22 protein-coding genes, 2 tRNA genes and 1 pseudogene are annotated in these 26607 nt (G+C 64.1%); 9 read left to right on the top strand and 16 right to left on the bottom strand.

Features of this window, described 5'->3' with window-relative positions:
- Positions 1–66: 66 nt before the first annotated feature.
- Together WBH99_RS02315 and WBH99_RS02320 are read right to left on the bottom strand one after the other, a co-directional pair.
- Positions 67–978: an alpha/beta fold hydrolase gene (locus WBH99_RS02315; protein WP_424218498.1), complete on the bottom strand. Its 912-nt coding sequence runs from the start codon at positions 976–978 to the stop codon at positions 67–69.
- Between the two features lie 26 nt (positions 979–1004).
- On the bottom strand, positions 1005–3323 hold the full coding sequence (locus WBH99_RS02320; RefSeq protein ID WP_424218499.1) for a DNA internalization-related competence protein ComEC/Rec2: 2319 nt from the start codon (positions 3321–3323) through the stop codon (positions 1005–1007).
- A 91-nt stretch (positions 3324–3414) separates the two neighbouring features.
- Between WBH99_RS02320 and WBH99_RS02325 the strand changes: the two genes are divergently transcribed.
- Entirely contained in the window at positions 3415–4041 is a 627-nt protein-coding gene (locus WBH99_RS02325) for a DUF2062 domain-containing protein (RefSeq protein ID WP_424218500.1), read from the top strand.
- A gap of 154 nt (positions 4042–4195) precedes the next feature.
- On the opposite strand, the gene lolD is transcribed toward WBH99_RS02325, so the two are convergent.
- A complete protein-coding gene (gene lolD / locus WBH99_RS02330; protein ID WP_424218501.1) occupies positions 4196–4882 on the bottom strand; it encodes a lipoprotein-releasing ABC transporter ATP-binding protein LolD in 687 nt (228 codons plus the stop codon).
- Positions 4875–6122, bottom strand: coding sequence for a lipoprotein-releasing ABC transporter permease subunit (locus WBH99_RS02335; protein ID WP_424218502.1), 1248 nt, complete (start codon positions 6120–6122; stop codon positions 4875–4877). The genes lolD and WBH99_RS02335 overlap by 8 nt, the downstream gene beginning before the upstream one ends.
- 125 nt (positions 6123–6247) lie before the next feature.
- Between WBH99_RS02335 and WBH99_RS02340 the strand changes: the two genes are divergently transcribed.
- The 7 genes from WBH99_RS02340 (at position 6248) to mnmC (ending at position 15128) form a co-directional block, all read left to right on the top strand.
- The gene (locus WBH99_RS02340; protein WP_424218503.1) at positions 6248–7285 is read left to right on the top strand and encodes a hypothetical protein; all 1038 of its coding nucleotides are present in this window, start codon (positions 6248–6250) and stop codon (positions 7283–7285) included.
- A complete protein-coding gene (recJ, locus tag WBH99_RS02345; RefSeq protein ID WP_424218504.1) occupies positions 7282–8988 on the top strand; it encodes a single-stranded-DNA-specific exonuclease RecJ in 1707 nt (568 codons plus the stop codon). Before WBH99_RS02340 ends, recJ begins: the two co-directional genes overlap by 4 nt.
- Before the next feature lie 395 nt (positions 8989–9383).
- A protein-coding gene (gene prfB, locus WBH99_RS02350; protein WP_424218505.1) for a peptide chain release factor 2 occupies positions 9384–10488 on the top strand; the annotation gives its coding sequence in 2 pieces (ribosomal slippage) (positions 9384–9464 and positions 9466–10488; 1104 coding nt in all).
- Positions 10489–10839, top strand: a complete 351-nt coding sequence (locus WBH99_RS02355; RefSeq protein WP_424218506.1) for a cupin domain-containing protein — start codon at positions 10489–10491, stop codon at positions 10837–10839. It begins immediately after the preceding gene.
- 75 nt (positions 10840–10914) lie between these two features.
- Positions 10915–12420 (top strand): lysine--tRNA ligase, encoded by a 1506-nt coding sequence (gene lysS, locus WBH99_RS02360; protein WP_424218507.1) that lies wholly within the window; start codon positions 10915–10917, stop codon positions 12418–12420.
- A gap of 83 nt (positions 12421–12503) precedes the next feature.
- On the top strand, positions 12504–13193 hold the full coding sequence (locus tag WBH99_RS02365) for a lipopolysaccharide kinase InaA family protein (RefSeq protein ID WP_424218508.1): 690 nt from the start codon (positions 12504–12506) through the stop codon (positions 13191–13193).
- 6 nt (positions 13194–13199) lie between these two features.
- Positions 13200–15128 carry a bifunctional tRNA (5-methylaminomethyl-2-thiouridine)(34)-methyltransferase MnmD/FAD-dependent 5-carboxymethylaminomethyl-2-thiouridine(34) oxidoreductase MnmC gene (gene mnmC / locus WBH99_RS02370; protein ID WP_424218509.1) on the top strand — a complete coding sequence of 643 codons (1929 nt, stop codon included), beginning with the start codon at positions 13200–13202 and terminating at the stop codon, positions 15126–15128.
- A 132-nt stretch (positions 15129–15260) separates the two neighbouring features.
- Here the strand turns inward: mnmC and WBH99_RS02375 are convergent, their stop codons facing one another.
- The 11 genes from WBH99_RS02375 to WBH99_RS02425 all read right to left on the bottom strand — a co-directional run bounded on the left by WBH99_RS02375 (position 15261) and on the right by WBH99_RS02425 (position 24006).
- A complete protein-coding gene (locus WBH99_RS02375) occupies positions 15261–15569 on the bottom strand; it encodes an HU family DNA-binding protein (RefSeq protein ID WP_424218519.1) in 309 nt (102 codons plus the stop codon).
- 592 nt (positions 15570–16161) lie between these two features.
- A tRNA-Arg gene (locus WBH99_RS02380) sits at positions 16162–16238 on the bottom strand.
- A gap of 72 nt (positions 16239–16310) precedes the next feature.
- Positions 16311–16703: a MerR family transcriptional regulator gene (locus WBH99_RS02385; protein WP_424218510.1), complete on the bottom strand. Its 393-nt coding sequence runs from the start codon at positions 16701–16703 to the stop codon at positions 16311–16313.
- Complete coding sequence (locus WBH99_RS02390) at positions 16687–16989, bottom strand: integration host factor subunit alpha (protein WP_424218520.1); 303 nt, start codon at positions 16987–16989, stop codon at positions 16687–16689. Before WBH99_RS02390 ends, WBH99_RS02385 begins: the two co-directional genes overlap by 17 nt.
- 17 nt (positions 16990–17006) lie before the next feature.
- Complete coding sequence (gene pheT / locus WBH99_RS02395) at positions 17007–19394, bottom strand: phenylalanine--tRNA ligase subunit beta (protein ID WP_424218511.1); 2388 nt, start codon at positions 19392–19394, stop codon at positions 17007–17009.
- 77 nt (positions 19395–19471) lie between these two features.
- The gene (gene pheS / locus WBH99_RS02400; protein WP_424218512.1) at positions 19472–20518 is read right to left on the bottom strand and encodes a phenylalanine--tRNA ligase subunit alpha; all 1047 of its coding nucleotides are present in this window, start codon (positions 20516–20518) and stop codon (positions 19472–19474) included.
- A gap of 89 nt (positions 20519–20607) precedes the next feature.
- Positions 20608–20967 (bottom strand): 50S ribosomal protein L20, encoded by a 360-nt coding sequence (gene rplT / locus WBH99_RS02405; RefSeq protein WP_424218513.1) that lies wholly within the window; start codon positions 20965–20967, stop codon positions 20608–20610.
- Between the two features lie 11 nt (positions 20968–20978).
- Positions 20979–21176, bottom strand: coding sequence for a 50S ribosomal protein L35 (gene rpmI, locus WBH99_RS02410; RefSeq protein ID WP_424218514.1), 198 nt, complete (start codon positions 21174–21176; stop codon positions 20979–20981).
- A 121-nt stretch (positions 21177–21297) separates the two neighbouring features.
- Complete coding sequence (gene infC, locus WBH99_RS02415; protein ID WP_424218521.1) at positions 21298–21843, bottom strand: translation initiation factor IF-3; 546 nt, start codon at positions 21841–21843, stop codon at positions 21298–21300.
- A gap of 26 nt (positions 21844–21869) precedes the next feature.
- Positions 21870–23789 carry a threonine--tRNA ligase gene (gene thrS, locus WBH99_RS02420; protein WP_424218515.1) on the bottom strand — a complete coding sequence of 640 codons (1920 nt, stop codon included), beginning with the start codon at positions 23787–23789 and terminating at the stop codon, positions 21870–21872.
- A 140-nt stretch (positions 23790–23929) separates the two neighbouring features.
- Positions 23930–24006, bottom strand: a tRNA-Val gene (locus WBH99_RS02425).
- 136 nt (positions 24007–24142) lie between these two features.
- Here WBH99_RS02425 and WBH99_RS02430 point away from each other — a divergent pair.
- Positions 24143–25936 (top strand): N-acetylglutaminylglutamine amidotransferase, encoded by a 1794-nt coding sequence (locus WBH99_RS02430; protein ID WP_424218516.1) that lies wholly within the window; start codon positions 24143–24145, stop codon positions 25934–25936.
- 320 nt (positions 25937–26256) lie between these two features.
- Here the strand turns inward: WBH99_RS02430 and WBH99_RS02435 are convergent.
- Positions 26257–26607: pseudogene (locus tag WBH99_RS02435) on the bottom strand (IS3 family transposase); the annotation flags it as partial.

Consider the following 26607-nt stretch of genomic DNA (forward strand, 5'->3'; position numbering starts at 1 on the left):
CATCAACTGAGCCGCATCAACTGAGCCGCACCAGGAAAGGGAGCCCTTGCCGCTCCCTTTCTTCATTCATGCGCCCAGCAGGTAGTCCCGCACCAGGCGCATCTGGCTTTCATCCATCAGCGTCGGGGCATGGCCCACCCCGGGGATTTCGGCCAGTCTGGCCCGAGGTCCCCGCTCTCCCATCGCCCGCCACACCTCCTGGGTCAGCAGATCAGATTTTGCACCGCGAATCGCCAGCACGGGACAGTGGATGGCCTCATAAAGGCTCCAGAGTTCCACGTCCTGCAGCAGATAGGCACTGCGAAAGGGCTGGGCAATATCCGGGTCATAGGAAAACCGCCAGCTGCCATCCGCACCCTGCACCAGACTGTGCTGGATCAGATGCTGCCACTGACCGGGTTCCAGAGCGCCAAAAGGGGCGCAGATATTCCGGAAATACGCCCCGGCCGCCTCCAGCGTATCCCAGTGCAAGGGCTGGCCGACATAGGTCGCGATGCGCTGCAGGGAAGTCCGGCTGATCACCGGCCCGACGTCGTTCAGCACCAGGCGCTGGATGGGACTGTCCGGTAAAGCAGCCAGCGCCATGCCGATCAGCCCGCCCATCGAAGTCCCGAGCCAATCCACCTGCTCCACATCCAGACGCGCCAGCAGCACCAGCATGTCAGAAACATACTGAGGAATGGCGTAGGCCGCCTTGTCGGCCAGCCAGTCGCTCTGGCCCCGCCCCACCACATCGGGGCAGACCACCCGGTAATGGCGCGCCAGGGAACGGGCGAAAACGTCGAAATCATGGCTGTTGCGGGTCAGGCCATGTACACACACCAGGACCCGGGGATTGCCAGGATCGCCCCAGAGCCGATACGCCATGCGATGACTGCCTTTGCCATCCGGACAACGCAGGCGATACTCCCGGAATTCCGGATCAGGCTTGAGCCAGTTCCGCACCTTTTGCCACCCCTTCATCAGACCCTCTCGCATCGCACACCTCCTTGACGTAGAGCATATCACCGACCCCACCAGTAACGCCGCCCGGCCTGGCGCCAGGGCTGGATCGCCACGGCGCCCCCGGAAAAATCCAGCACCAGCGCCCCATCCCGGTCGGTGCGCCAGACCTGCGCGCCCAGGCCTTCGTAACGCTCCAGCACCTCGGGCCGAGGATGCTGAAAACGGTTGCGATAGCCTGCCGAAGCCAGGGCCAGGCGGGGCCCCACCGCCGCCACGAAAGGCAAGGAAGATGAGCTGGTACTGCCATGGTGGGACATCAACAGCACCTCGGCCGACAACTGCGGCCTCTGGCCGGCCAGCAACGAGGCCTCCTCCCGCACCTCGATGTCACCGGTCAGCAGCAAGCGCCCCGACCGGGTCTCGGCCCGCAGCACGCAGCTATCCCCGTTCTTGCCATCCAGCGGACGGCCGGGTTCCGGGTGCAGGAAGGAAAACCGCACCTCGTCCCATTCCCAGGCCTGGCCCCGGCTGCAAAGCCGGCCGCCTTCCAGGTCCGGCATGGAAGACATGAGTTGCCGCACCGGCAAGGCCTGGCGCAGTGAATTCAAGCCACCGGCATGATCGTTGTCGCGGTGCGACACCACCAGCAGATCCAGCACCGCGATGCCGCGGCCCTGCAGATAAGGCAGCACCACCCGCCGCCCGGCATCATCGCTGCCGTAGGCCGGGCCGGCGTCATACAAGAGGCGATGCCCGGCGGTTTCCAGCAACACCGCCTGGCCCTGGCCCACATCCAGCACCGTCATCCGCAGGCTGCCCGGCGCCAGGGTAGGCCGGGGCCAGAGCAACAGCGGCAGCAGCAGCATCAGCCCCGCCCCCTTACCGGGTACGCCCCGGGGCAAGAGCAGCAGGAAGACCCCCAGCGCCGCCAGCAGCGCCGCCTGGAAATCCGCCCGGGGCGGCTGCCACAGAGGCATGGCCGACAGCCATTCGAGCACCGCCATCAGGCCGGACAGCAGGGTGTGAGCCCAAGAGAACAAGGGGAGGCCGGGCCACCAGACCAGCAGGGCGGCCAACAGGCACAAGGGCGTGATGATGAAACTCACCAGGGGAATCGCCAGCAGATTGGCAAGCGGCGAGACCAGGGGAAACTGCTGAAAGACCCAGAGCAGGATGGGCAGGGTCGCCAGGGTCGCGGCCCACTGGGTACGGGCGAACTCGCACCCCCAGGCCCGCCAGCCGCCCCGGGCTTGCCAGGCCGGGGCAAGCTGGAGACTGAGCCAGAGCAGGGCCGCCACCGCCCCGAAGGACAACCAGAAGCCCGGCGCCAGTACCGCCCAGGGGTCGGGAATCAGCACTCCGGCCAGGGCAAGCAGCAAGATGCGCCCCACGCCCACGTTACGGCTGGAGAGCATGGCCAGAGCGGCTACCGTCAACATCAGGCAGGTGCGCTGGGCCGGAATGCCAAATCCCGCCAGCAAGGCATAGGACAAGGCCGCCAGCCAGGCACTCAGGATCGCCGCCTTCTGGGCCGGCCAGTACAGGCACAGGGCAGGCAGACGGCGCCACAGGCGCAGCACCAGCCAGCCCACCAGACTGGCGATCAGGGTCACATGCAGGCCGGAAATGCTCATGAGATGGGTGGTGCCGGTACGGTTGAAGACCGCCCACTGCGCATTGGGAATGGTGCGTTGATCGCCGATCACCAGAGCAGAAAGAATGCCGCCATAGGGCGCATCGCCCAATTCCCGGGCAAAGGCTTGCCTGAGCCCCTGGCGCAGCCGGTGAATCCCGTTCATGGGAGGCCAGGGAACAAATTCATCCTGCCGCTCTGGCGCCGGGCTGGCCCGCACATAGCCGGTGGCGCGCAGATTTCGCTCCAGCAGCCAGGCCTCGTAATCAAAGCCTCCGGGATTGGCGCTGCCATGCGGACGTTTCAGGCGCACCGTCAGGACCCAGCGTTCCCCAGCCTGGAACAAGGTAGCGGCGCCTCCCTCCGCCGTCCCGTCCCGCTGGTAAACGCTCAGCCAGAGCCGTTCCGGCACCCGGGCCTGACGCGGCTCGGCGGCTTCCACCTGAAATTCGAAACGCTGGCCCCGCTCAAAGCCCTGCGGTAGGGAAACCACCCGCCCCGTTACCCGGACATCCCTGCCCTCCCAGGCCGGATCCAGGGCATCGGCCAGGCGCAGTTCGGCCCGCCAGGCCGCCCAGCCCAAACCGGCGGCCACACCCGCCAATAACACCCCCAGCAGGACGGACCGGGAACGCAGATGACAAACCGCAAGGATGAAAAAATGGAGGAGAATCCCTCCAGGCAGCGCCGCCCAGGCCCAGGCCGGCAAATCTGCCAGCGATTGCAGCAGCAGAATGCCCAGCATCCCGCCCACCAGAAAAAACGTCGTTGCCCGTGCCATCGGCACATTAGAACAAAAGCCCGTGAAAACCCCAAATGCATACCCCCGGAGCCCGATGCGCAAACACCTGAAACGCCACCTGCCAGACCACCAGACGGTGCAGGAAAACCGCTGGCTACGCCAGCTTGGACCCCAGCTCACCCACCCCCGGCTCTGGCATCTCAACCGCCACTCGGTCGCCGGCGGCGTGGCGGTCGGCCTGTTCTGCGGTCTGATTCCCGGCCCTTTCCAGATGTTCTTTGCCGCGCTCGCCGCCCTCCTGTTCCGGGTGAACCTGCCCCTGGCCATGCTCACCACGCTGTACACCAACCCCTTTACCCTGGTTCCCCTCTATCTGCTGGCCTTCCAGATCGGCAGCGTCTTCGCCCCTCAGGAAGGCAGCTTCGTCGCACCGCCGGAACTCACCCTCGCCGATCTGTACCAATGGGCCCTCGCCATGAGCACCTGGGTGCTGAGCCTGGGCAAACCGCTGGGCATCGGCCTGGTGATCCTGGCCACCCTGCTGGCCGTGGCCGGTTACTTCGCCCTGCGCCTGGCCTGGCGCATCTATTTGGTACGGGCCTGGAAAAAGCGTCAGGCTTCGAGAAAATCCCGAAACCGGGCAGGGGAGCCAGCAGCAGAACAGCCCCGATCCCCTCCCCGCCACCCTGCCAGCCACCCTGCCAGCCACCCTGAGCACTGACCCTCAGCAACCGCCCTGAACTCAAGGTGACGCGCCCAGTGGTCAACATCGTCCTCAGGACGCTAGGGCCGCCATGACGATGAATTCCGCTGTTCCGCGCCATGAACCCGCCGGGCAAGACACACGCCTCATGGAAAATGACAACGACCCACCATCAGACCAGCCGGCCGTCCTCCAGACTCAGGGTGCGGCCGGTGCGGGCTGCCAGGGCCGGGTCGTGAGTGACGATGACGAGGCTCATTTTTGCGGAACGGGTGCGTTCCAGCAGCAGGCCGAAGACTCCGTCGGCCGTGTGCCGGTCGAGGTTGCCGGTGGGCTCGTCGGCCAGGATGCAGGCCGGCTCGCTGACCAGGGCCCGGGCGATGGCGGCCCGCTGACGTTCGCCGCCGGAAAGCTCGCCGGGCCGGTGTTCGAGCCGGTGCCCCAATCCCACCGCCGCGAGGGTTGCCGCCGCCCGCGCCAGCGCCTCCTTCTGGGGCAGGCGCCGGATCAAAAGCGGCATGGCGACGTTTTCCAGGGCGGAAAACTCGGGCAGCAGGTGGTGAAACTGGTACACAAACCCGAGATGCTGGTTGCGCCAGTCGCCCCGGGCCGCTTCGCCCAGGGTGGAGAAATCCTTGCCCATCAGCTGTACCTGGCCGGCGCTGGGGGCATCGAGACCGCCCAGCAGGTGCAGCAAGGTGCTCTTGCCGGAGCCGGAGCTGCCGACGATGGCCAGGGCTTCCCCGGCGGTGACACTCAGATTGACGTCGGAGAGCACCCGCACCTCATTGCCGCCCTGCCTGAAGGTCTTGCTCAGGCCATGACATGCCAGCACTGGCTGCATTTCAGTTTCACTCATAGCGCAGGGCCTCCGCCGGATTGACCCGTGAAGCACGCCAGCTCGGGTAAAGGGTGGCCACCAGGGCCAGCACGAAGGCGATCAGGGTGACACCCCAGACATCGCCCCACTGCAGTTCCGAAGGCAGTTCGGAGATGTAATAGACATCCTTGGCCAGGAACTGGGTGCCGGACAGGCGTTCGATGAAAGGCACCACCACGTCGATATTGAGAGCCAGGCCGACGCCGCCGACCACCCCCAGGGCGAGGCCGATGCAACCAATCAGGGCGCCCTGGATCACGAACATCGCCATGATGCTGCCAGGCCGGGCCCCCAGGGTGCGCAGGATGGCAATGTCCGCCTGCTTGTCGGTCACCGCCATCACCAGGGTGGAGACGATGTTGAAGGCGGCCACGGCGACGATCAGGGAAAGGATGATGAACATCATGTTCTTCTCGATCTGCACGGCCCGGAAGAAGTTGGCGTGGCTGCGGGTCCAGTCGGAAACATAGGCATCGACATGGATCATGCCCGCCACTTCACGGGCGATGCGGGGGGCCTGGAACAGGTCTTCCACCTTCAGGCGCACGCCGCTCACCCGGTCGCCCAGGCGGTAGAGCTTCTGGGCATCGCCAATGTTGATCAGGGCCAGGCTGGAGTCGTATTCATACATGCCCACCTCGAACAGGCCCACCACGGTAAAGGCCCGCAGGCGCGGCACCACCCCGGCGGGGGTGACCGAGCCCTGGGGGGCGATCACGGTGACCCGGTCGCCCATATGCACCCGCAGGGCCCGAGCCAGTTCGGAGCCCAGCACGATGCCGAATCCACCCGGCTTCAGATCATCCAGCTTGCCGCTCTGCATGTGCGCGGCGAAATCCGCCACCTTCTCTTCGAGGCCGGGCTCGATGCCGCGCACCATCACGCCGCGCACTTCCTGATCCACCGACAGCATGGACTGGGCCTGGACAAACGGCGCCGAGGCCAGCACCTCCTTGTGGGCGCCCGCCTCCAGGGCGACCCGGGACCAGTCGGGCAGATCACCGTCCACACCGCTGATCTGGATATGGGATGCGACGCCAAGGATGCGGGTGCGCAGTTCCTTCTGGAAACCGTTCATCACCGACAGCACCACGATCAGGGCCGCCACGCCCAGGGCCACGCCCAGCATGGAAATCAGGGAAATGAAAGAAATGAAATGATTGCGGCGCTTGGCGCGGGTATAGCGCAGGCCGATGAAAACTTCGTAGGGGAAAGCCACGTGGGGAAAGCCCGGAAAGCCAAAGGGGGCCTATGGTACACTCGCCCGCGCTTTACGGGCAAAAAGCGGGCAAAACGCCCACCTCCCCCCGCTCCTCAGCCCCTCAGCCCCAGCCCGCCGGCCTCATGCACCTGACCCTCCTGATCCCCGAATTACTCTGGCCCGAACCCGGCGACCCGCTGGCCTTCGACGGCCTTGCCTGCCCCAGCCTCGAAACATGGCTGGGCCGCAGCCGTCTGGAGCGTAGCCCCCCTCGGCCGCTCGAAGCCATCCTGGCCCGGCAACTGGGCCTGACGGAAAACGGTCTGGCCGCCTGCCGTCTGCAAGGAGAAACGAATGCTCCGCAGGCCGCTGACCGTCAATGGTTCTGCGCCGACCCCGTCCATCTCAAATTCCATCACGACCGTATCATTCTGGGCGATGCCAGCCTGCTGGCGCTGGAAGCCGCCGAAGTGGAGGCCCTGCTGGCAAGCCTGAACGCAACCTTTCCCGACCTCGGCCGCTTTCATGCCCCCCACCCGCGGCGCTGGTATCTGGAAGCGGCGGCCGACCTGGAACTGCCGCCATTGCCGCCGCTCTCGGCCGCATCGGGCCGCCAGCTGGGTAGCCTGATGCCGGAATCCCCCCGCTTCTCCCGGCTCATGAACGAACTGCAGATGCTGCTCCATGACCACCCGGTGAACCGGGCCCGGGAGGCCCGCCGCCAGCCCACCGCAAACGGTCTCTGGCTCTGGGGCGGCGGCGCCCTGGCCGCCCCGGCCGCGACGCGGATCGAGCGCCTGGGTGCCGATGATCCTCTCGCACGCGGCATGGCCCGGCACCTGGGCCTGATCTCCGAGCCGGCCCCGGCCACCCTGGCCGACTGGCCGCCGGGCCCCGGCCGGCAAGCCCTGATACTCCTCGAACATCTGCTCGCCCCGACCCTGATCGAAGACAGCGAAGCCTGGCGAGATGCCATGGCACGACTCGAACGAGACTGGTTTGCCCCGCTCGCCGCAGCCCTGGGAAAATCCATCGCCCGCCTCGACCTCATCAGCCCCACCGCGTTCGGGGTGCTGCACTGGGAAATCCGCGCAAGCGACCGCTGGAAGCTCTGGCGAAGAACCCCGCCCCTTGCCGCCTTGACCCGGCAACTGGCGCTCAGCCCGGAAAACATGCCATGACCCGACTCATCCGCCGCCCCGTCCCCAGTAAACTCCAGTGGCAACTGGAAAACGAGGGCCTGTCTCCCCTGCTGGCCCGGCTCTACGCCGCCCGGGGGGTGCAAAACGCCAGCGATCTCGACTATGAACTGAAATCCCTACTCCCCCCCGCCACCCTGATGGGCGCCCGCGAAGCCGCGATCCTGCTTGCCGATGCCCTGGAAGCCGACGCCCGCATGCTGATCGTGGCCGACTACGACTGCGACGGCGCCACCGCCTGCGCCCTCGGCATCCGCGCCCTGCGCCTGTTGGCCGCCGGCAGCGGCGCCACGGTGGACTACCTGGTGCCGGACCGTTTCACCCTGGGCTATGGCCTCTCGCCTGCCATCGTCGACCTCGCCGCCCAACGCCAGCCGGATCTGATCATCACCGTGGATAACGGCATCGCCAGCCTCGAAGGCGTGGCCCGGGCTGGGGAACTGGGCATCGCCACCCTGATCACCGACCATCACCTGCCGGGCGAGTGCCTTCCCGCCGCCGATTGCATCGTCAACCCCAATCAGCCCGGCTGCGAATTCCCCTCCAAGAATCTGGCCGGGGTCGGCGTCATGTTCTACGTCATGCTTGCCCTGCGCGCCGAATTGCGGCAACGGAGCTGGTTTGCCGGGCGCCCCGAACCGAATCTGGCCAGCCTCCTCGATCTGGTGGCTTTGGGCACCGTGGCCGACGTAGTGAAGCTCGACCACAACAACCGCATCCTGGTGAGCCAGGGCCTGGAGCGGATGCGTCAAGGCCGGCTGTGTGTCGGCATGCAGGCCCTGCTCAAGGCCGCCGGCCGGGAAGCCCGGCGCCTCACCGCCTTCGACCTGGGCTTCGTGCTCGGGCCGCGCCTCAATGCCGCCGGCCGTCTTGCCGACATGGGCATCGGCATCGAATGCCTGCTCACCGACGACCCCGGCCTCGCCCTGGCCTACGCCCAGAAACTCGATGGCCTGAACCGCGAACGGCGGGAAATCGAAGCGGAAATGCAGGATCATGCCCTGCTGCTACTCGAAAAAATCGACACCGACAACGCCCCGCCCGGCCTTGCCCTCTTCGAACCCGACTGGCACCAGGGCGTGGTGGGCCTTCTCGCCTCCCGCATCAAGGACCGCCTGCACCGGCCCGTGTTTGCCTGCGCCCGGGGCGAAAACGGCGAAATCAAGGGTTCCGGCCGCTCCATCCCCGGCCTGCACCTGCGCGACGCCCTGGATTTGATCTCGAAGCGCGCTCCCGGCCTTCTGTTACGCTTTGGCGGCCATGCCGCCGCCGCCGGCGTCACCCTCCTGGAAAAGGATTTCGCGCGTTTCCAGCACCTCTTTGCCGAGGTGGCCGAGGAACTGCTCGCCCCTGGCGACCTGGCCCGCCGCCTCGAAACCGACGGCGCCCTGGAAGCCGGCTACTACAACCTGCAAACCGCCCAGCTGCTAGAGCGCCAGATCTGGGGCCAGGGCTTTCCCGCCCCTTTGTTCGAAGACGAATTCATCGTCGAACAGCAGCGCATCCTCAAGGAAAAACACTTAAAGCTTCGTCTCAAGAAAGATGGTCAAGTCTTTGAAGCCATTCAATTCAACTTCACCACCCCACCCGGCAGCCGGGCCCGGATCGCCTACCGGCTGGGGATCAACGAATATAACGGCCTGCAATCGCCGCAGCTCATGGTGGAGTATCTGGAGGCCCTGTAGTCCGTCAAAGCGGCAAGCCGCTCTCTCCCGCTCTCTCCATAAGGTGACCGGAAAATCGGTAATCAATTCGGCGCGGATCGATTCCAGCGGGTCTCCCGGCATCAGGGTGATGATCTGCCGACCAGTATCACCACTGCACCGGTGGATTTCGAAACGGGAATTTTCAGAGGTGAACTATCGAACCCGGAGCGCCGGGTGGATTTCGGCCGCAACAGCTCATTGCGCTTGTTGCGACCCGTATGCGGGAATGCCTGGCGCGCCGCAGCCAGAATGAAAACAGGATCGACAAGGGTAGCGCCAGGCGTGAAGGCCGCGATGCCGATTGCCTTGCAACATCAGAGGGTGGCGGCTCCCGGAGTATAATTCCGCTTTTTTTTGGGACGGACGCTCGCACCATGGACGCAGAACACATCAACCGCATCAGCAATCACCTCGATGACCTGGCGGCCCGCGCCACCGAACTCCGGAGGTATCTTTGACTACGATCAGAAACATGAACGCCTGATCGTCGTCAATCTGGAACTGGAAGACCCCCGGGTCTGGGATGACCCGAAACGGGCCCAGGAACTGGGGCGGGAAAAACGCAGCCTGGAAGACGTGGTGCGGGTCCTCGAAGGCGTGGATCAGGCCCTGAAGGATGCCCGGGAACTGTTCGACATGGCCAGGGAAGAGGCGGATGACGAAACCCTGCTCGGCGTCGAAAGTGATGCCCAGGGCATCGAGGCCAAGGTGGCCCAGCTCGAATTCCGCCGCATGTTCAACAACCCCCAGGACCCCAATCCCTGCTTCCTGGAAATCCAGGCCGGCGCCGGCGGTACCGAAGCCCAGGACTGGGCTTCCATGCTGCTGCGCATGTACATCAAGTACGGCGAGCGCAAGGGTTTCACTGTCGAGGTGATGGAAGAATCCGAAGGTGACGTGGCCGGCATCAAGGGCGCCACCGTCAAGTTCAGCGGCGACTACTGCTATGGCATGCTACGTACCGAAACCGGCATCCACCGCCTGGTCAGGAAGTCTCCCTTCGACTCCAACGCCCGGCGCCACACCAGCTTCACTTCGGTATTTGTGTATCCGGAAGTGGATGACTCCATCGAGATCGAGATCAATCCGGCCGATGTGCGCACCGACACCTACCGCGCCTCCGGCGCCGGCGGCCAGCACATCAACAAGACCGATTCTGCCGTGCGGCTGACCCACATCCCCACCGGCATCGTGGTGCAGTGCCAGAACGACCGTTCCCAGCACCGCAACCGGGACGAAGCCTGGCAGATGCTGCGCGCCCGCCTCTACGAGCATGAGCTGCGCAAGCAGCAGGCCGAGCAGCAGAAACTGGAAGACGCCAAGTCCGACATCGGCTGGGGCCACCAGATCCGCTCCTATGTGCTCGACCAGTCCCGCATCAAGGACTTGCGCACCGGCTTTGAGACCGGCAACACCCAGGCCGTGCTGGACGGCGACCTGGACCCCTTCATCGAGGCCAGCCTGAAACAGGGTGTCTGATTGCGCCCGGATCTTGCCAACCTGTTCGCAGAACTCCCCTCCACGCCCCAGCCGGAGGAAATCTTCTGCGAACTGCTGGCCCGCCCCGGCCTGAAGATCGAACGCATCGTCTCCACCGGCCAGGCCAGTCCGCCCGGCTTCTGGTACGAACAGCCGGGCGGCGAATGGGTGGCCTTGCTGCAAGGTGAAGCGGGGCTGGAATTTGCGGGGAAGGCTGAAATTCGTCGGCTGCTCCCCGGCGATTTCCTCCACATTCCGGCCCTGGAACGCCACCGGGTCGCCTGGACTTCAGCCGACCCGCCCACGGTCTGGCTTGCCATCCACTACGGCGAAACTTGTCCCCCACCCTGAAAATCGGGGACAATTCCGGGTTTTACTGAATACCGAATCCCGGCGCCCACGGGCGCCCCATCCGAAGGATCGAGCATGTCCAACACCGAACCGCAGGCCGCGCCGCAGCAGGACGAGAACCACATCATCGCCGAGCGTCGCCAGAAGCTGGCCGAATGGCGCCAGACCGGCGCGGCTTTTCCCAATGATTTCCAGCGCCAGAACACCGCCGGCAAACTGCTGGAAGTCTATGGCGACAAGGCAGCCGAAGTGCTGGAAGCCACCCCCGTGGAAGTCAGCGTCGCCGGCCGCATCATGCTCAAACGGGTGATGGGCAAGGCCTCCTTCGTCACCATCCAGGACCTTTCCGGCCGCATTCAGCTCTATGTGACCAAGGAGCACGTAGGCGAAGAGGTTTACACCGCCTTCAAGCACTGGGACATCGGCGACATCGTCGGCGCCATCGGTACCCTGATGAAGACCCGGACCGGCGAACTGTCGATCAAGGTGACCGGGTTCCGCCTGCTGACCAAGTCCCTGCGTCCCCTGCCGGACAAATTCCACGGCCTCACCGGTGTGGAACTGAAATACCGCCAGCGTTACGTGGATCTCATCATGAATGAAGAGACCCGTTTCACCTTCACTGCCCGCAGCCGCATCGTCCAGAGCATCCGCAACTACATGTGTCACCACGGCTTCCTGGAAGTGGAAACCCCGATGCTGCACCCAATCCCCGGCGGTGCCGCGGCCAAGCCCTTCACCACCCACCACAACGCCCTGGACATGAAAATGTACCTGCGCATCGCCCCCGAGCTGTACCTGAAGCGGCTGGTGGTGGGCGGGTTCGAGAAGGTGTTCGAGGTGAATCGCAACTTCCGCAACGAAGGTCTTTCGCCCCGCCACAATCCCGAATTCACCATGATGGAATTCTACGAGGCTTACGCCGACTACAAGAGCCTCATGGACTTCACCGAAGGCTTGCTGCGCCACGCCGCCCGGGAATCCCTGAATGCCGAGACCTTCGACTATCAAGGCAGGGAACTGGACCTGTCCAAGCCCTTCCACCGCCTGACCATCTGCCAGGCGATCCAGAAATACCACCCGGACATCACCGACGCCCAACTGGCCGACGGCGACTGGGTCGTGCAAAAGATCGAGGCCTGCGGCGAGAAGGTCAAGCCGGGCGGCCTCGGCAGCCTGCAACTGCAACTCTTCGAAGCCTGTGCCGAAGCCCGGCTCTGGGAGCCCACCTTCATCATCGACTACCCGGTGGAGGTCTCTCCCCTGGCCCGGAAAAGCGACAAGAACCCGGACATCACCGAACGCTTCGAGCTGTTCATCGTCGGCCGCGAAATCGCCAACGGCTTCTCCGAACTCAATGACGCAGAAGACCAGGCGGCCCGCTTCCTGGAGCAGGTCAAGGCCAAGGATGCCGGCGACGAAGAAGCCATGTACTACGACGCCGACTACATCCGCGCCCTGGAATACGGCCTGCCCCCCACCGGCGGCTGCGGCATCGGCATCGACCGGCTGGTGATGCTGCTTACCGACAGCCCCGCCATCCGCGATGTGATCTTGTTCCCCCAGATGCGTCCCGAGTGATCGACCGCACCGCACTTCTGGCAGCTGCCCACCAGGCCCTCCGGGGTAAGGTGGGCAGTTTCACTTGGGCAGGCCAACGCCATGTGGCGAAACGGCTCACAGCCAAGCGGCCGCTGCCCGGTGAGCGCCTGCTGATCGGCTGGTGCAGCCGCCGCCTGGCCGGCCAGGCCCCGCGCACGCCTGCCCTGCCCCCCGGCCCCGACTACGAATTGCGCCGCCTGCAGACCCTGGCGGCGGCCGGAGTGCGGGTACCGCCGGTCCTGGCCTTTGATCAGGAATTGATGGTGCTGGCCCACTGCGGCCAGGACGCTTTTGAAATCATGCGCGGCTTGCCCCGGAACGAACGCACGCGCTTCCTGACCCGCCTGGCGACAGAGCTGGCCGATCTCCACGCCGCCGGCCACTGGCACGGCGGCGCCCAGATCAAGAACATCCTGGTGCAGGACGGCCAGACCTGGCGCATCGACTTCGAGGAATCCGCCCTCGAAGCCCTGCCCCTGCCCCTGGCCCAGGCCTACGACCTGCTGCTGTTCCTCAACATCCTGCCCCTGGCCGGCCCCGTCGATGAAGCCGAATCCCGGGAACTGCTGCCCCAGCTGCTGGCGGCTTATTTCGCCCGCCATCCCGCCCTCCCCGTGCGCCAGTGCCTGATCCGCCTCCTGCCCTGGGCCCAGGGTCTGTGGCGCATCGCCCGGCCCTTGCGGGGCTTGAGCAGGAAGAGCATCCATCGGGCCGGAATCCTGATCGACAGCCTGGAAAGCTTCCTCGCGTAAGCCCCGATGCTCGAACCCGCCCGCCTCAGCTTCACCCCCGACGGCACGCCCTGGTCCGACCGCTACGGCGATATCTACCATTCCCGCCAGGGTGGCCCGGAACAGGCCCGCCACGTATTCCTGGGCGGTAACGACCTGCCCCAGCGCTGGCTGGGCCGGGAACGCTTCGTGATTCTGGAAACCGGCTTCGGCCTGGGGCTCAATTTCCTCACCACCTGGGCCGCCTGGCGGGAGGATCCCCAGGCCTGCCAGCGACTACATTTCGTTACCGTCGAAAAACACCCCTTCAGCCGGAAAGACCTGGCCCGGGCCCAGGCCGCCTGGCCGGAATTCGCGCCCCTGGCGGCCGAGCTCCAGGCCCACTGGCCGCTACTGGTGCCGGGCATCCACCGCCTGGTCCTGAATCAGGGCCGGGTGATCCTGACCCTGGTCTTTGGCGATGCCCACCACTGCCTGCGCCGCCTGGAACTGGCCGCCGATGCCTTTTACCTGGACGGATTTACCCCGGCCAGGAATCCGGAAATCTGGACCCCTTACGTCTGCAAGGCCCTGGCCCGGCTTGCCGCACCCGGGGCCACCCTGGCGACCTGGTCGGTTTCCGGCTCGCTGCGCCAAGCCCTGGCCGCCAATGAATTCACCCTGAAAAAACGCCCGGGCTTTGCCGGCAAGAGGCAGATGCTGACCGGCCATTCCCACTCGCAAAAGCCCCATCGTTGCCCGGCCCCCGCCCCTGAACAACGCCGGGCGCTGGTGATCGGTGCCGGAGTAGCCGGCACCTCAGCCGCTGCCGCCCTGGCCAGCCGGGGCTGGCAGGTGCAGATACTGGAGCGCAATCCGGAACCCGGCCAGGGCGCCTCCGGCAATCTGGCCGGGGTGCTGCGCCCCCTGCCCTCCCTGGACGACAACCCGCTGGCCCGCCTGACCCGTGCCGGTTTTCTTGCCACCCGCAATTATCTGCACGCCCTGGAAGCCGCTGGCCTGCCCATCCGCTGGGGAACCACCGGCGCCCTGCATCTCAGCAAGGATGAAACCCATGCCACCACCCAGGCCCGGGCCGTGCAGAAGCTGAAACTGCCGCCAGAACTGCTGCAGTACCTGGACCGGGATGCCGCCAGCAAATTGCTGGAGTGGCCGGTGGCCCGGGGCGGCTGGTACTTTCCCCTGGGCGGCTGGGTCCAGCCGCCTTCCCTGTGCCGCGCCAATCTCCTGGCCTACCCGGAGCGCATCCAGACCCGCTGCAATTGCCCGGTGGCCGACATCCGTTACCAGCAGGGCCAGTGGCAGGCTCTGGATGCCCAGGGGCAGGTTCTGGCGCTTGCCCCGCATCTGGTGATGGCCAGCGGCATCGATGCCCCCCGCTTCAGCCCCCTGGCCTGGCTGCCCCAGAAGGCGGCCCGGGGCCAGGTCAGCTTGCTGCCAGAACAGGCCACGCCCGCCCTGAAACGGCTGGTCTGCGGCCAGGGCTACGTCACGCCGCTGGTGGATGGCCTGCGCGTCACCGGCGCCAGCTATCAACTAGATGATCCCGAACCGGAAGAGCGGCTGGCGGATCATCAGGACAACCTGAACAAACTCGACGGCCTGCTGCCCGGCTTTGCGGCGGGACTTGATCCGGCCAGCCTCACGGGCCGGGTCGGCTTTCGCCCGGTCTCGCCGGACCGCCTGCCCATGGTCGGCCCGGTGCCCGACCCGAGCCGCCGGGGACGCTCCCGCCACATCCCCGCCTTGCCCGGTCTCTGGTGCATCCAGGGCTTCGGCGCCCGGGGCCTGGTCTGGTCCGTCCTGATGGCCGACCTGCTCGCCAGCCGCATGGAAGGCGAGCCGCTCCCCCTGGAAAACGATCTGGTCGCCGCCCTGAGCCCGGAACGTTTTCTCCTGACTCCCGCACCATCCACGCCGCACCAGCCGCCGCACCAGCCGCCGCACGAGTCATGAGGGCTTGCGCTCGCTGCGATCAACTGCCGCGAGGACTTCCACCTTCAGGTGAGTGGGTGAGTGCGCCCTGCCGGACGCACCATGAAAAACCCGGTCACCGGGACCGGGTTTCTGGCACCCTCACCGCGCGTTTTACTTCTTGCCGTTGACAGCGGCCTTCAGCTTGGCCCCTGCCGTAAACTTGGCGGATCTGGAAGCAGCGATCTTCAGTTCGGCACCCGTTCGGGGATTGCGGCCAGTGCGGGCAGCGCGCTCACCCACGGCGAAAGTACCGAAACCGATCAGGCTGATGCTGTCGCCCTTGGCCAGGGTTTCGGTGATCACGTCCACCAGGCCATCGATGGCATTACCGGCAGCAGCCTTGGAGATGTCGCATTTGGCGGCCAGCGCTTCGATCAGTTCGGTTTTGTTCATGGTGTGCTTTTCCTGTGATAAAAGAATTGGAGACGCGATTATCCACCTCTGGAGAAAATTGCCTAGTCACTGTCAATTTATACAGCCATGAATTGCAGTGGCATGAGCAGTGGCATGACGGCAACCTCGATGCCGGCTAACCCTGGAGCCAATATCCATCCTTGTCCTCGCCCTTCCTGGATTCCCCCTGCCCAGGGGCGCGGGGACCTGCGCTGGGGCTTATCGCGAACCTCGTGCAACCTCGTGCGAACCTCGATACCGTCTTGTGACATTGCGCCCTCCCTGCATCAAGAAACCCGGCCCTGTCCCACAACCCCACCTGTCCCACAACCCCGCCTGTCACACAACCCCGGCCTGTCACAACCCCGACCTCATCACGGCGGCAGGGCGCCCCGGCAGGCCGGGTCCAGGCATGTTCATGGGTAAATGCCATCGTGCGCGGCTTGCCAGGAGTCGATGTCGAGTCGGGGGAGGGTTATAGGGGAGGGTTATAGGGGAGGATTACGAGGAAGGATCACGGGGGAGAATCAGAGGTGAGGATCAAGAAAGCAAAAAGCCAATCCGGAGATTGGCTTCAATCTGGTTTCAATCTGGTTTCAATACCTGTTTCATCAAATGATGGTGCGCCCGGAGCGATTCGAACGCCCGACCCCTTGGTTCGTAGCCAAGTACTCTATCCAGCTGAGCTACGGGCGCGCTACAAAAGAGGGCGTATTCTAGTAAAAAAGACTTGGCTTGCCAAGTCTTTTGTTTGTTTCGGGCCGCAAATCAGGCCTTGTCCCGGCTGCCGGAGCCACCCAGCAACTCCAGAATGGCACTCAATTCCTGCTTGAGCTGGTCCATGGTAAGCCGATGGGGTTCGCTCGAAGCCCCCCCTTGCATCAGCCCCTCATCCAGGCGGTTACGGGCGCCACTGATGGTGAAACCCTGGCTGTAGAGCAGTTCCCGGATGCGCCGTACCAGCAACACTTCGTGATGCTGGTAGTAACGCCGGTTGCCACGCCGCTTGACTGGCTTGAGCTGGCTGAATTCCTGCTCCCAATAGCGCAGCACATGGGGTTTGACGCCGCACAGCTCGCTGACTTCACCAATGGTGAAATAGCGCTTGGCCGGGATGGGCGGGAGTTCTTCCCCACCCTGGGTTTTAGGCTTCGCTTCCATCAAAGGATTGCTCCACCTCGGCCTTCAACTTCTGGCTGGCATGAAAGGTGACGACACGACGGGCGGTGATGGGAATTTCCTCGCCCGTCTTGGGGTTGCGCCCGGGGCGCTGGGGCTTGTCGCGCAACTGGAAATTGCCGAAACCGGACAGCTTGACGCCTTCGCCCCGTTCAAGCGCGTTACGGATTTCTTCGAAGAACGCTTCCACCATGTCCTTGGCTTCGCGTTTGTTCAGGCCGACCTGTTCGAACAGGAGGTCGGCAAGCTCGGCTTTGGTGAGGGTCATCATGGTCGGACTTGGGATCATGCCCGCAACTGGGCCGCAAAGTTTTGTTCGAGATATGCCGTGAGATCAGCCAGGGCGGAATCGATCTCCGCTTCTAGCAAAGTGCGTTGAGTATCTTGCATAACTATACGAAAAGCAAGACTTTTCTTCCCTTCCGGGACCCCCTTGCCGAGGTACACATCAAAGAGCTGGAGGTCCTGGATCGGGGCCTTGGCGGCAGCTTTCATGCCCTCCAGCAGGTCCTGCAGGGCCAGTTGCTGATCCACCACCACGGCCAGATCGCGGATCACCGGCTGGAACCTGGAAACTTCCGCATACACCGGCAGGCGGGCCTGGACGGCAGCATCCAGGTCGATCTCGAACAGCACGGGCGGTGTGGGCAAATCATATTTCTGTACCCATTCCGGATGCAGTTCGCCGATACAGCCGATCACCCGGCCATCCAGGCTGACACGGGCGGCCCGGCCGGGATGCAGGGCGGGATGATCAAGACGGGCGAAGCTGAGCCGGGCCGGAGCCAGCAGGGCTTCCAGGTCGCCCTTCAGGTCGTAGTAATCCACCTTGCGGCCATCATTGCCCCAACCTTCAGGCCGGGCCGGGCCGTAGGCCAGGGCGGCCAGGCGCCAGGGCTGGTCATAGCCGGGCACGGGCGCGGCACCGGCGTCACGCAAAAAGCAGCGGCCCTGCTCGAACAGGCGCACCCGGGACTGCTTGCGCTTCAAGTTGGTGGACAGGTTTTCCACCAGACCGCCGATCAGGCTGGAGCGCATCACCGCAAGCTGGCTGGCGATGGGGTTGGCGAGCCGGATCGGGTTCATGTTGGCGGCGAAATCCTGCTCCCAGGCTTCCTGGACGAAGGCGAAATTGATCACTTCCTGAAAGCCCCGGTCGGCAAGCAGCTGTCGCACCCGGAACAGGGGACGCCGCGTTTCTTCCTGGGGCAGCATGGCCAGCGTGCCCACGGGCGCCGGGGCGGGGATGTTGTCATAGCCGTGCAGGCGGGCCACTTCCTCGATCAGGTCGGCCTCGATTTCCATGTCGAAGCGGTAGCTCGGCGGAGTGATGATGAAGTCATCCCCTTCCCGGACAAAGGGCAGCGCCAGGCGGCCCAGCAGGGCGGCAATCTCGTCGGCACTGAAGGCCAGGCCCAGCACCTTCTTCACCCGGGCGGTACGCAGGCGCACGGGTGGGTGCTCGGGCAGTTCCCCTCGCGCTTCGGTGATCGGGCCGGCCTCGCCGCCGCAGATTTCCAGGACCAGGGCGGTGGCCCGTTCCAGGGCGTTCAGGGTGTTGCCGAAATCCACCCCGCGCTCGAAGCGGTGGGAGGAATCGCTGGAGAAGTTGTAGCGCCGGGCCCGGCCGGCAATGGCCTTGGGCGCGAAGAAGGCGGATTCCAGAAATATTTCCGTGGTCTCCAGAGTGACGCTGCTGGCCTCGCCGCCCATGATCCCGGCCAGGGCCAGGGGCTGGCTGTCGTCGGCAATCACCAGCACGTCTTCGGCCAGGGTGAGGGTCTGGCCGTTGAGGAGCTTCAACGATTCGCCCGCCCTGGCCATGCGGGCCCGCACGCTGCCCTTCAGTTTGGCGTTGTCGAAGGCGTGCAGGGGCTGGCCCAGTTCCAGGAGCACATAGTTGGTCACATCCACCAGGGCGGAGATGCTGCGCAGACCGCTACGTTCCAGACGGCGGCGCATCCACTCGGGCGTCGCCGCCCTGGCATTCACGCCGCTGATCACCCGGCCGCAATAGCGGGGACAGGCCAGGCTGGCTTCCAGGACGACCGGACGGCTGGCGTGGGTGCTCACCGGAGCGGGCCGGATGTCCGGATAGGTGGCGGGGGTGCCGGTCAGGGCGGCCACTTCCCGGGCGATGCCGGTGAGGGACAGGCAGTCGGCCCGGTTGGGGGTGAGCTTCAGGGTATAGATCTGGTCATCCAGGTCCAGGTAACTGCGGAGGGAAGTGCCCACGGGGGCGTCGGCGGGCAGTTCCAGGAGGCCGGAGGCGTCCTCGGCGAGGCCCAGTTCCTTGGCCGAGCAGAGCATGCCGCTGGATTCGATGCCACGCACCTTGGCCACCTTGATCTTGAAATCCCCGGGCAGCCTGGCCCCGGGCAGGGCGCAGGGCACCTTGAGGCCGGGGGCCACGTTGGGGGCGCCGCAGACGATCTGCAGGGGGGTGCCGCTGCCGCTCATGGGCCCGATATCGACCTGGCAGACCTTGAGGCGGTCCGCATCCGGGTGCTTGACCACTTCCAGGACCTGGGCCACCACCACCTGGTCGAAGGCGGGAGCCACCGGCTCTAGTTCCTCCACTTCCAGACCGGCCATGGTCAGAAGATGGGATAGCCCGGCGCTGGACAGGGCAGGATTGACGAAGGTTCTCAGCCAGGATTCGGAGAATTTCATGGGTCGCTCGTGGTATGGGGTCTAGGGATGCGGGTCCAGGAGTGCGCAGCAGGAGCCGGAGGGCGGATCGGCGCGGTTCAGACGAACTGGCGCAAAAAGCGCAAGTCGCCTTCAAAGAACAGGCGCAGGTCGTTCACGCCGTAGCGCAGCATGGTCAGGCGGTCGGGGCCGAAGCCGAAGGCAAAGCCGGTGTAGCGCTCCGCGTCGATGCCGGCATGGGCGAGCACGTTGGGATGCACCATGCCGCAGCCGGCAATTTCCAGCCAGCGGCCCTTCAGGGCGCCGCTCATGAAGGCCACGTCGATCTCGGCGGAGGGCTCGGTGAAGGGAAAGAAGGAAGGGCGAAAGCGCACCTGCAGGTCATCCGTCTCGAAAAAGCGCTTGAGGAAGTCGGCGATCACTCCTTTGAGGGCGGCGAAGGAGACATCCTCGCCCACCCACAGGCCTTCCACCTGATGGAACATGGGGGAATGGGTGGCATCGGAATCGACCCGGTAGACGCGGCCGGGCGCGATGATGCGGATTTCCGGCAGACTCGCCTGGCCGGCGTATTTGGCCACATGGGCCTGCAGGTAGCGAGCCTGGATGGGGCTGGTGTGGGTGCGCAGCAGCACGTTCTTCGCCACCTGGCCCTGCTGGTCGAGCAGGTAGAAGGTATCGTGCATGGAGCGGGCCGGATGCTCCTCGGGGGTGTTGAGGGCGGTGAAGTTGAAGAAATCTTCCTCGATCTCCGGGCCGTCGGCGACGGAAAAGCCGATGGAACGAAACAGGGCCTCGATGCGTTCCAGGGTGCGGGTCACCGGGTGCAGCCCTCCCCTCTCCTCGCCCCGCCCGGGCAGGGTCACATCCAGCGCCTCCTCGGCCAGACGGGCCTCCAGGGCGGCCCGCCTGATGTCTTCCCGGCGGGCGTTCAAAGCCGTTTCCACGGCGACCTTGGCCTGATTGATGGCGGCGCCGGCGGCCTTCTTTTCTTCCGGCGACAGCTTGCCCAGGCCCTTGAGCAATTCGGTTATCTGGCCGCTCTTGCCCAGGTAGCGGGCTTTCACCTGCTCCAGAGCATCCGGGTCATTGATGGCGGCAAAGGCAGCTTCTGCTGCGCGGACGATGAGGTCGAGATCTTGCATGGGTCACACCCTGAAATGGAAAAAGGAGGCTTGCGCCTCCTTCCTTTTAAGCGGCTGAAGTAAGCGGCAGCCGTTCAGCAGATCTGGGTTCAGGCGCCCAGCTGGGCCTTGGCCTGACTGGCCAGGGCAGCAAAGGCGGCCTTGTCGAACACAGCCAGATCGGCCAGAACCTTGCGGTCCACTTCGATGTTGGCCTTCTTCAGACCATTCATGAAGGTGCTGTACTTCATGCCCAGTTCGCGCGAAGCGGCGTTGATACGGGCAATCCACAAGGAGCGGAACTGACGCTTCCTTTGACGACGGTCACGGTAAGCATATTGACCGGCTTTCATCACCGCCTGCTTGGCGATGCGATAGACGTTCTTGCGCCGACCGCGGTAACCCTTGGCCTGCTCCAGAACCTTCTTGTGACGCGCGCGCGCCGTTACACCACGTTTGACTCTTGGCATGTTCTATCTCCTTACGCGTAGGGCATCATGGCGCGGACAGAAGCCACGTCGCGCGCGTGAATACCGGTCACACCGCGCAGTTGACGCTTGCACTTGGTGGTCTTCTTGGTGAGGATGTGGCGCTTGAACGCCTGGCCGCGCTTGATCGTACCGCCAGCACGGACCGTGAAGCGCTTTTTGGCGCTGCTCTTGGTCTTCATTTTGGGCATGGTTAGCTCCTCATGTCATGGCGTCAGGTGGCCTCCTGCGGAGACGCTTGCACTACCCGACGTCACTTTTCTTGACCGGCCGCCGAAACGGCCCGTCGAAACTTTTGAAACCCGGGCTCGATTACTCGGCTGCCGCCTTTTCACCGGGCTTCTTCTTGACAGGGCCGATGATCATGATCATCTGGCGCCCTTCCATCTTGGGCATCTGCTCGACCACCCCATAGGGTTCCAGGTCAGTCTTGATCCGCTCCAGCTGGCGCATGCCGAATTCCTGGTGGGCCATTTCACGGCCCCGGAAACGCAGGGTCACCTTGACCTTGTCTTCTTCCGACAGGAAACGGATCATGTTGCGCAGCTTGATCTGATAGTCATTTTCGTCAGTACCGGGCCGGAGTTTGATTTCCTTGACCTGGACCTGCTTCTGCTTCAGCTTCGCTTCATGGGCCTTTTTGGCCTCCTGGTACTTGAATTTGCCGTAATCCATGATCCGGCACACCGGCGGCTGGGCCAGCGGTGCAATTTCAACCAGATCCAGACCCGCTTCTTCTGCAAGATGCAGTGCTTGCCTGGAACTTACGACCCCCAATTGTTCGCCTTCTTCTCCAAGGAGCCGGATTTCCGGCACATTGATTTCTTCGTTGAGGCGATGCGACTTGTTCAGAGCGATGGTTAGACTCCCAAAACGGACAAAAACTAAGCCGTGCTTCCACGCGTTGCAGCTTCTTGCTGAAGCCGCTGGATCAGGTCATCCAGGCGCATCTGGCCCAGATCCTGACCACCGCGAGTACGCACGGCAACCAGATTTTCTGCCTTTTCCTTATCCCCTACGATGAGCTGGTAAGGCAGTCGGTTCAAACTATGTTCGCGGATTTTATAGGTAATTTTTTCGTTACGCAAATCCACCTCGGCGCGGATGCCCGCCTGGCGCAGCTTTTTCACCACTTCGTCCGCATATCCGGCCTGATGTTCGGAAATATTCATGACAACCACCTGAATCGGCGCCAGCCACAGCGGGAAAGCCCCGGCATGATGCTCGATCAGGATGCCGACGAAGCGTTCCAGGGAGCCAAACAGGGCTCGGTGCAGCATGACCGGCCGCTTGTGGGTGTTGTCGGACGCCACGTAATGGATGTCGAAACGCTCGGGCAGATTCATGTCGACCTGCAAGGTGCCGCATTGCCAGTCCCGGCCAATGGCGTCGCGCAGCACGAATTCGAGCTTGGGACCATAGAAAGCGCCCTCCCCCGGAAACAGGGTGTATTCCACGCCCATGTGCTCCAGCGCCTGGGCCAGGGCCCCTTCGAGCTTGTCCCAGGTTGCGTCGGAACCAATGCGGTTTCCGGGCCGGGTGGAGAGCTTGACGCGCACGTTCTCGAAACCAAAATCCTTGTAGATTTCAAAGATCAGCTTCACCACCTCGCGGCACTCGGCTTCCATCTGATCCTCGGTACAGAAGATATGGGCATCGTCCTGGGTGAAGTGGCGCACCCGCAGCAGGCCATGCAGGGCACCGGAAGGCTCGTAGCGGTGCACCTTGCCGAACTCGGCCATGCGCAGCGGCAGGTCCCGATAGCTCTTGATGCCATGGGCGTACATCGAGACGGCACCGGGGCAGTTCATGGGCTTCAAGGCAAAGACCCGCCCGTCCTCGGTCTCGGTGGTGAACATGTTTTCCCGGTAATTGAACCAGTGCCCGGAAATTTCCCAGAGGCTGCGGTCCATCACGTCAGGAGTATTCACTTCCACGTAACCTGCCTTTTCCTGACAGTCACGCATATAGGTGACCAATTTCTGGAACAAGAACCAGCCCTTGGGATGCCAGAACACGGAACCTGGCGCTTCTTCCTGGAAGTGGAACAAGTCGAGGCGCTGGCCGAGCTTGCGATGGTCGCGCTTTTCCGCCTCTTCGAGCATGTGCAGGTAGGCTTCCAGCTCATCCTTCCTGGCCCAGGCGGTGCCGTAGATGCGCTGCAGCATTTCGTTTCTGGAATCGCCGCGCCAGTAAGCCCCCGCCACCTTCATCAGCTTGAAGACCTTGAGCTTGCCGGTGGAAGGCACATGGGGGCCACGGCAAAGGTCGATGAAATCGCCTTCCCGGTACAACGAGACTTCCTGGTCTGCAGGAATGGCTTCGATCAGCTCAGCCTTGTACTTCTCGCCCTGGGCCAGGAAGAATTTGATCGCCTCATCACGCGACCAGACTTCACGGCTGACGGGAATGTCGCGCTTTACCAGCTCCGCCATCTTCTTTTCGATGGCCGCCAGATCCTCCGGGGTGAAGGGACGCTTGTAGGCAAAATCGTAGTAGAACCCATTGTCGATCACCGGGCCGATGGTCACCTGGGCGTCAGGGAACAGCTCCTTGACGGCATAGGCCAGCAGGTGGGCGGTGGAGTGGCGGATGATTTCCAGCCCCTCGGCATCCTTGTCGGTGAGGATGGCCAGCGCCGCATCCTGCTCGATGGAGAAGGAGGTATCCACCAGCTTGCCATCCACCTTGCCGGCCAGGGCAGCCTTGGCCAGCCCGGTGCCGATACTGGCCGCCACTTCGGCCACGGTCACCGGACCGGGGAATGAACGGATGGAACCATCGGGCAATTTGATATCGGGCATGATCGGGGGCCTCGGGCAAAAAAAAAGTGCGGCAGAGCCGCACTTTTTCCATTACATCGACGAATGCGAACTCGCTCAGGACTTCTGAACTGTCGTGCTTGTAGTTCGGAAAAACACCACGAATTGCTCCATCAGGAAGTTGGTAGGCGCGATTGGACTCGAACCAACGACCCCCACCATGTCAAGGTGGTGCTCTAACCAGCTGAGCTACGCGCCTGAATCGAAGGCCGCATTATAGGCACCCAACAACCAAAGTCAACACGATTTTGCAAAAACCACGCCCTGGACGAACAAGTTTACAATGCCAGCCCGACACCCCGGGAAGGCCGGGACTACCAGATCAGGATCAGGCTATGTGCGGCATTTGCGGGGAACTTCGTTTTGATGGCCAGGCGGCGGACCTGACGGCCCTCGGCCGGATGATGGAGGCCATGCAGCGGCGCGGCCCGGACCATGGCGGCAGTTTTTCCGATGGGCCCATGGCCTTCGGTCACCGGCGCCTGGCCATCATCGATCTCTCGGAAAGCTCCGACCAGCCCATGCACGATGCGGAGCTAAAGCTCGCCCTGGTGTTCAATGGCACCCTCTACAACTACCGGGAATTGCGGCGGGAACTCGCCGGCATGGGCTACCACTTCTTTTCCGAGGGCGATACGGAGGTCATCCTCAAGGCCTACCATGCCTGGGGTGAAGCCTGCCTCGAACGGTTCGACGGCATGTTTGCCTTCGCCCTCTGGGACCAGCACCGGCACACCCTGTTCCTGGCCCGCGACCGCTTCGGCATCAAGCCCCTCTACCTGACCCGGAACGGCCAGCGCCTGCGCTTTGCCTCCAGCCTGCCGGCGCTGCTTGCCGGTGGCGACGTGGAACGGGACCTGGACCCGGCAGGACTGCAGTTTCAATTCACCCTGCACGGCTCGGTGCCCGCCCCGCACACGATACTCAAGGAAGTGCAAAAACTTCCCCCCGCTACCAGTCTTACCCTCGACGGGCGCGGCAACGTCCAGGAACGCACCTACTGGCGTCTCACGGCGCAGCGGCCGGCCGCGCCGCTGAGCGAAACCGGGCAGCTCGAGGCGATCCGGGAAAAACTACAGGCCGCCGTGGCGCGCCAGCATCTGGCCGCCGACGTGCCGGTGGGGGTGCTGCTATCCGGCGGGCTCGACTCCAGCCTGCTGGTGGCCTTGCTGGCGGAACAAGGACATGCTGACATCCCCACCTTCTCGGTGGGCTTTCAGGACCAGCCCGAAGAAAAGGGGGACGAATTCCATTACTCGGAACTCGTGGCCCGGCGCTTTGGCAGCCGCCACCACGAGTACCTGATCCCGGATGCCGAGGTGCTGGAAAATCTGCCCGAAGCCATCGCCGCCATGGCCGAACCGATGTTCAGCCAGGACAACGTCGCCTTCTACCTGCTCGCCCGGGAGGTGAAGAAGGAGGTCAAGGTGGTGCTCTCCGGCCAGGGCGCCGACGAGGTGTTTGGCGGCTATTTCTGGTATCCGCTGATGCATGCCGAGCCCGATAGCCTGCCCCCCCTCGAACGTTTCGCGCGCCACTACTTCGACCGGCGCCATCCGGAATATCTGGAACTGATCGCCCCGGAATATGCTACCGCCGACCATGCCAGCGCCCTGCTTGCGAGCCGGCTCAGCGAACCCGGGGCCGACACCTTTTTGGATCAGGTGCAGCGCCTCGATGTCACCACCCTGATCGTGGACGACCCGGTCAAGCGGGTGGATAACATGACCATGGCCTGGGGCCTGGAAGCGCGGGTGCCCTTTCTGGATCAGGAACTGGTCGAGGCCGCCCTGCGCCTGGCCCCGGAACTGCGCCTGAGGGAAGGCGGCAAATATCCGCTCAAGCACATCGCCCGGGGCCTGTTGCCGGACGAGATCATCGACCGGCCGAAGGGCTATTTCCCCACCCCGGCCCTCAAATACCTGCGCGGCGGCTTTTTGCAGTTCATCCAGGAAACCTTGAATTCCCGCGCCTGCCGGGAGCGCGGCCTGTACCAGCGCCCCTATGTGGAACGCCTGCTGGCAGAGCCCCTGAGCCACTTCACCCCCCTGCACGGCAACAAGCTCTGGCACCTGGCCGTGCTGGAAGCCTGGCTGCAGCAGCATGTGGACCCGCTGAGGGACCGCTGAGCCGCGCAACCGTCGCCCATACTGTCAGAATCGGCGTCAGAATCGGCGGGTTTGAGTGAGGCAGAGTGAATCCGTGTGAGACGCCAAGCCGTTGTCAAAACAAGGTTTTCAAGCAAAACCGGAATGCCTCGGGATAGAAGTGGCTCCGTTTGTTTGAACAACTTTCCCCGATTTATAAATGGACTCCGGGCGGGTTGCCAAAGGTGCAGAGTCGTCCACGGCGGCGGTGGTCGCTTGCCACGAACCGACCGACGCGGTGGGCAACTCGGGGCGCACCAGGGATTTCTTTTTATGCAGCCTCGACCCGTTTGGGTAGCATGCACGCCCTCGCGGGCGAGTTGATCGCGCAGCATGCGAGCCCATGAAGGGGGGCTGCAGATGCCGTTCGTCAATGCGGCGCATGAGCGCCAAATCGGCATCGCTGACCGGGCGCGGCAGGTAGTACACCGTGCCCCGGCTGAGGCCCAGCAGCTTGGCTTGGGCGCTGATGGGGAGGTCGTGCTTGCGGTCGATGGCTTTGCGCTCAGCAATCCCGCCTTGGCGAGCGCGCTCGAAAAAATCGTTCTCCAGCGTGAGCTGTCCGAGCTTGGCATGTAGCGGCACCAGATCTACAGGCTCCTTCTGCGCAGGCGCACCCCCGAAGACGTCGGCGGCATGCTCCAGCAGTGGGC

This window comes from Azovibrio sp. (assembly GCF_049658005.1).
GTDB lineage: Bacteria > Pseudomonadota > Gammaproteobacteria > Burkholderiales > Rhodocyclaceae > Azovibrio.

Bases quoted from the DNA above. Each gene is read 5' to 3' on its own strand.
- WBH99_RS02315 (WP_424218498.1), bottom strand. From the start codon at position 978: ATGCGAGAGGGTCTGATGAAGGGGTGGCAAAAGGTGCGGAACTGGCTC.
- WBH99_RS02320 (WP_424218499.1), bottom strand. From the start codon at position 3,323: ATGCTGGGCATTCTGCTGCTGCAATCGCTGGCAGATTTGCCGGCCTGG.
- WBH99_RS02325 (WP_424218500.1), top strand. From the start codon at position 3,415: ATGCGCAAACACCTGAAACGCCACCTGCCAGACCACCAGACGGTGCAG.
- lolD (WP_424218501.1), bottom strand. From the start codon at position 4,882: ATGAGTGAAACTGAAATGCAGCCAGTGCTGGCATGTCATGGCCTGAGC.
- WBH99_RS02340 (WP_424218503.1), top strand. From the start codon at position 6,248: ATGCACCTGACCCTCCTGATCCCCGAATTACTCTGGCCCGAACCCGGC.
- recJ (WP_424218504.1), top strand. From the start codon at position 7,282: ATGACCCGACTCATCCGCCGCCCCGTCCCCAGTAAACTCCAGTGGCAA.
- lysS (WP_424218507.1), top strand. From the start codon at position 10,915: ATGTCCAACACCGAACCGCAGGCCGCGCCGCAGCAGGACGAGAACCAC.
- mnmC (WP_424218509.1), top strand. From the start codon at position 13,200: ATGCTCGAACCCGCCCGCCTCAGCTTCACCCCCGACGGCACGCCCTGG.
- WBH99_RS02385 (WP_424218510.1), bottom strand. From the start codon at position 16,703: ATGGAAGCGAAGCCTAAAACCCAGGGTGGGGAAGAACTCCCGCCCATC.
- WBH99_RS02390 (WP_424218520.1), bottom strand. From the start codon at position 16,989: ATGACCCTCACCAAAGCCGAGCTTGCCGACCTCCTGTTCGAACAGGTC.
- pheT (WP_424218511.1), bottom strand. From the start codon at position 19,394: ATGAAATTCTCCGAATCCTGGCTGAGAACCTTCGTCAATCCTGCCCTG.
- pheS (WP_424218512.1), bottom strand. From the start codon at position 20,518: ATGCAAGATCTCGACCTCATCGTCCGCGCAGCAGAAGCTGCCTTTGCC.
- rplT (WP_424218513.1), bottom strand. From the start codon at position 20,967: ATGCCAAGAGTCAAACGTGGTGTAACGGCGCGCGCGCGTCACAAGAAG.
- rpmI (WP_424218514.1), bottom strand. From the start codon at position 21,176: ATGCCCAAAATGAAGACCAAGAGCAGCGCCAAAAAGCGCTTCACGGTC.
- thrS (WP_424218515.1), bottom strand. From the start codon at position 23,789: ATGCCCGATATCAAATTGCCCGATGGTTCCATCCGTTCATTCCCCGGT.
- WBH99_RS02430 (WP_424218516.1), top strand. From the start codon at position 24,143: ATGTGCGGCATTTGCGGGGAACTTCGTTTTGATGGCCAGGCGGCGGAC.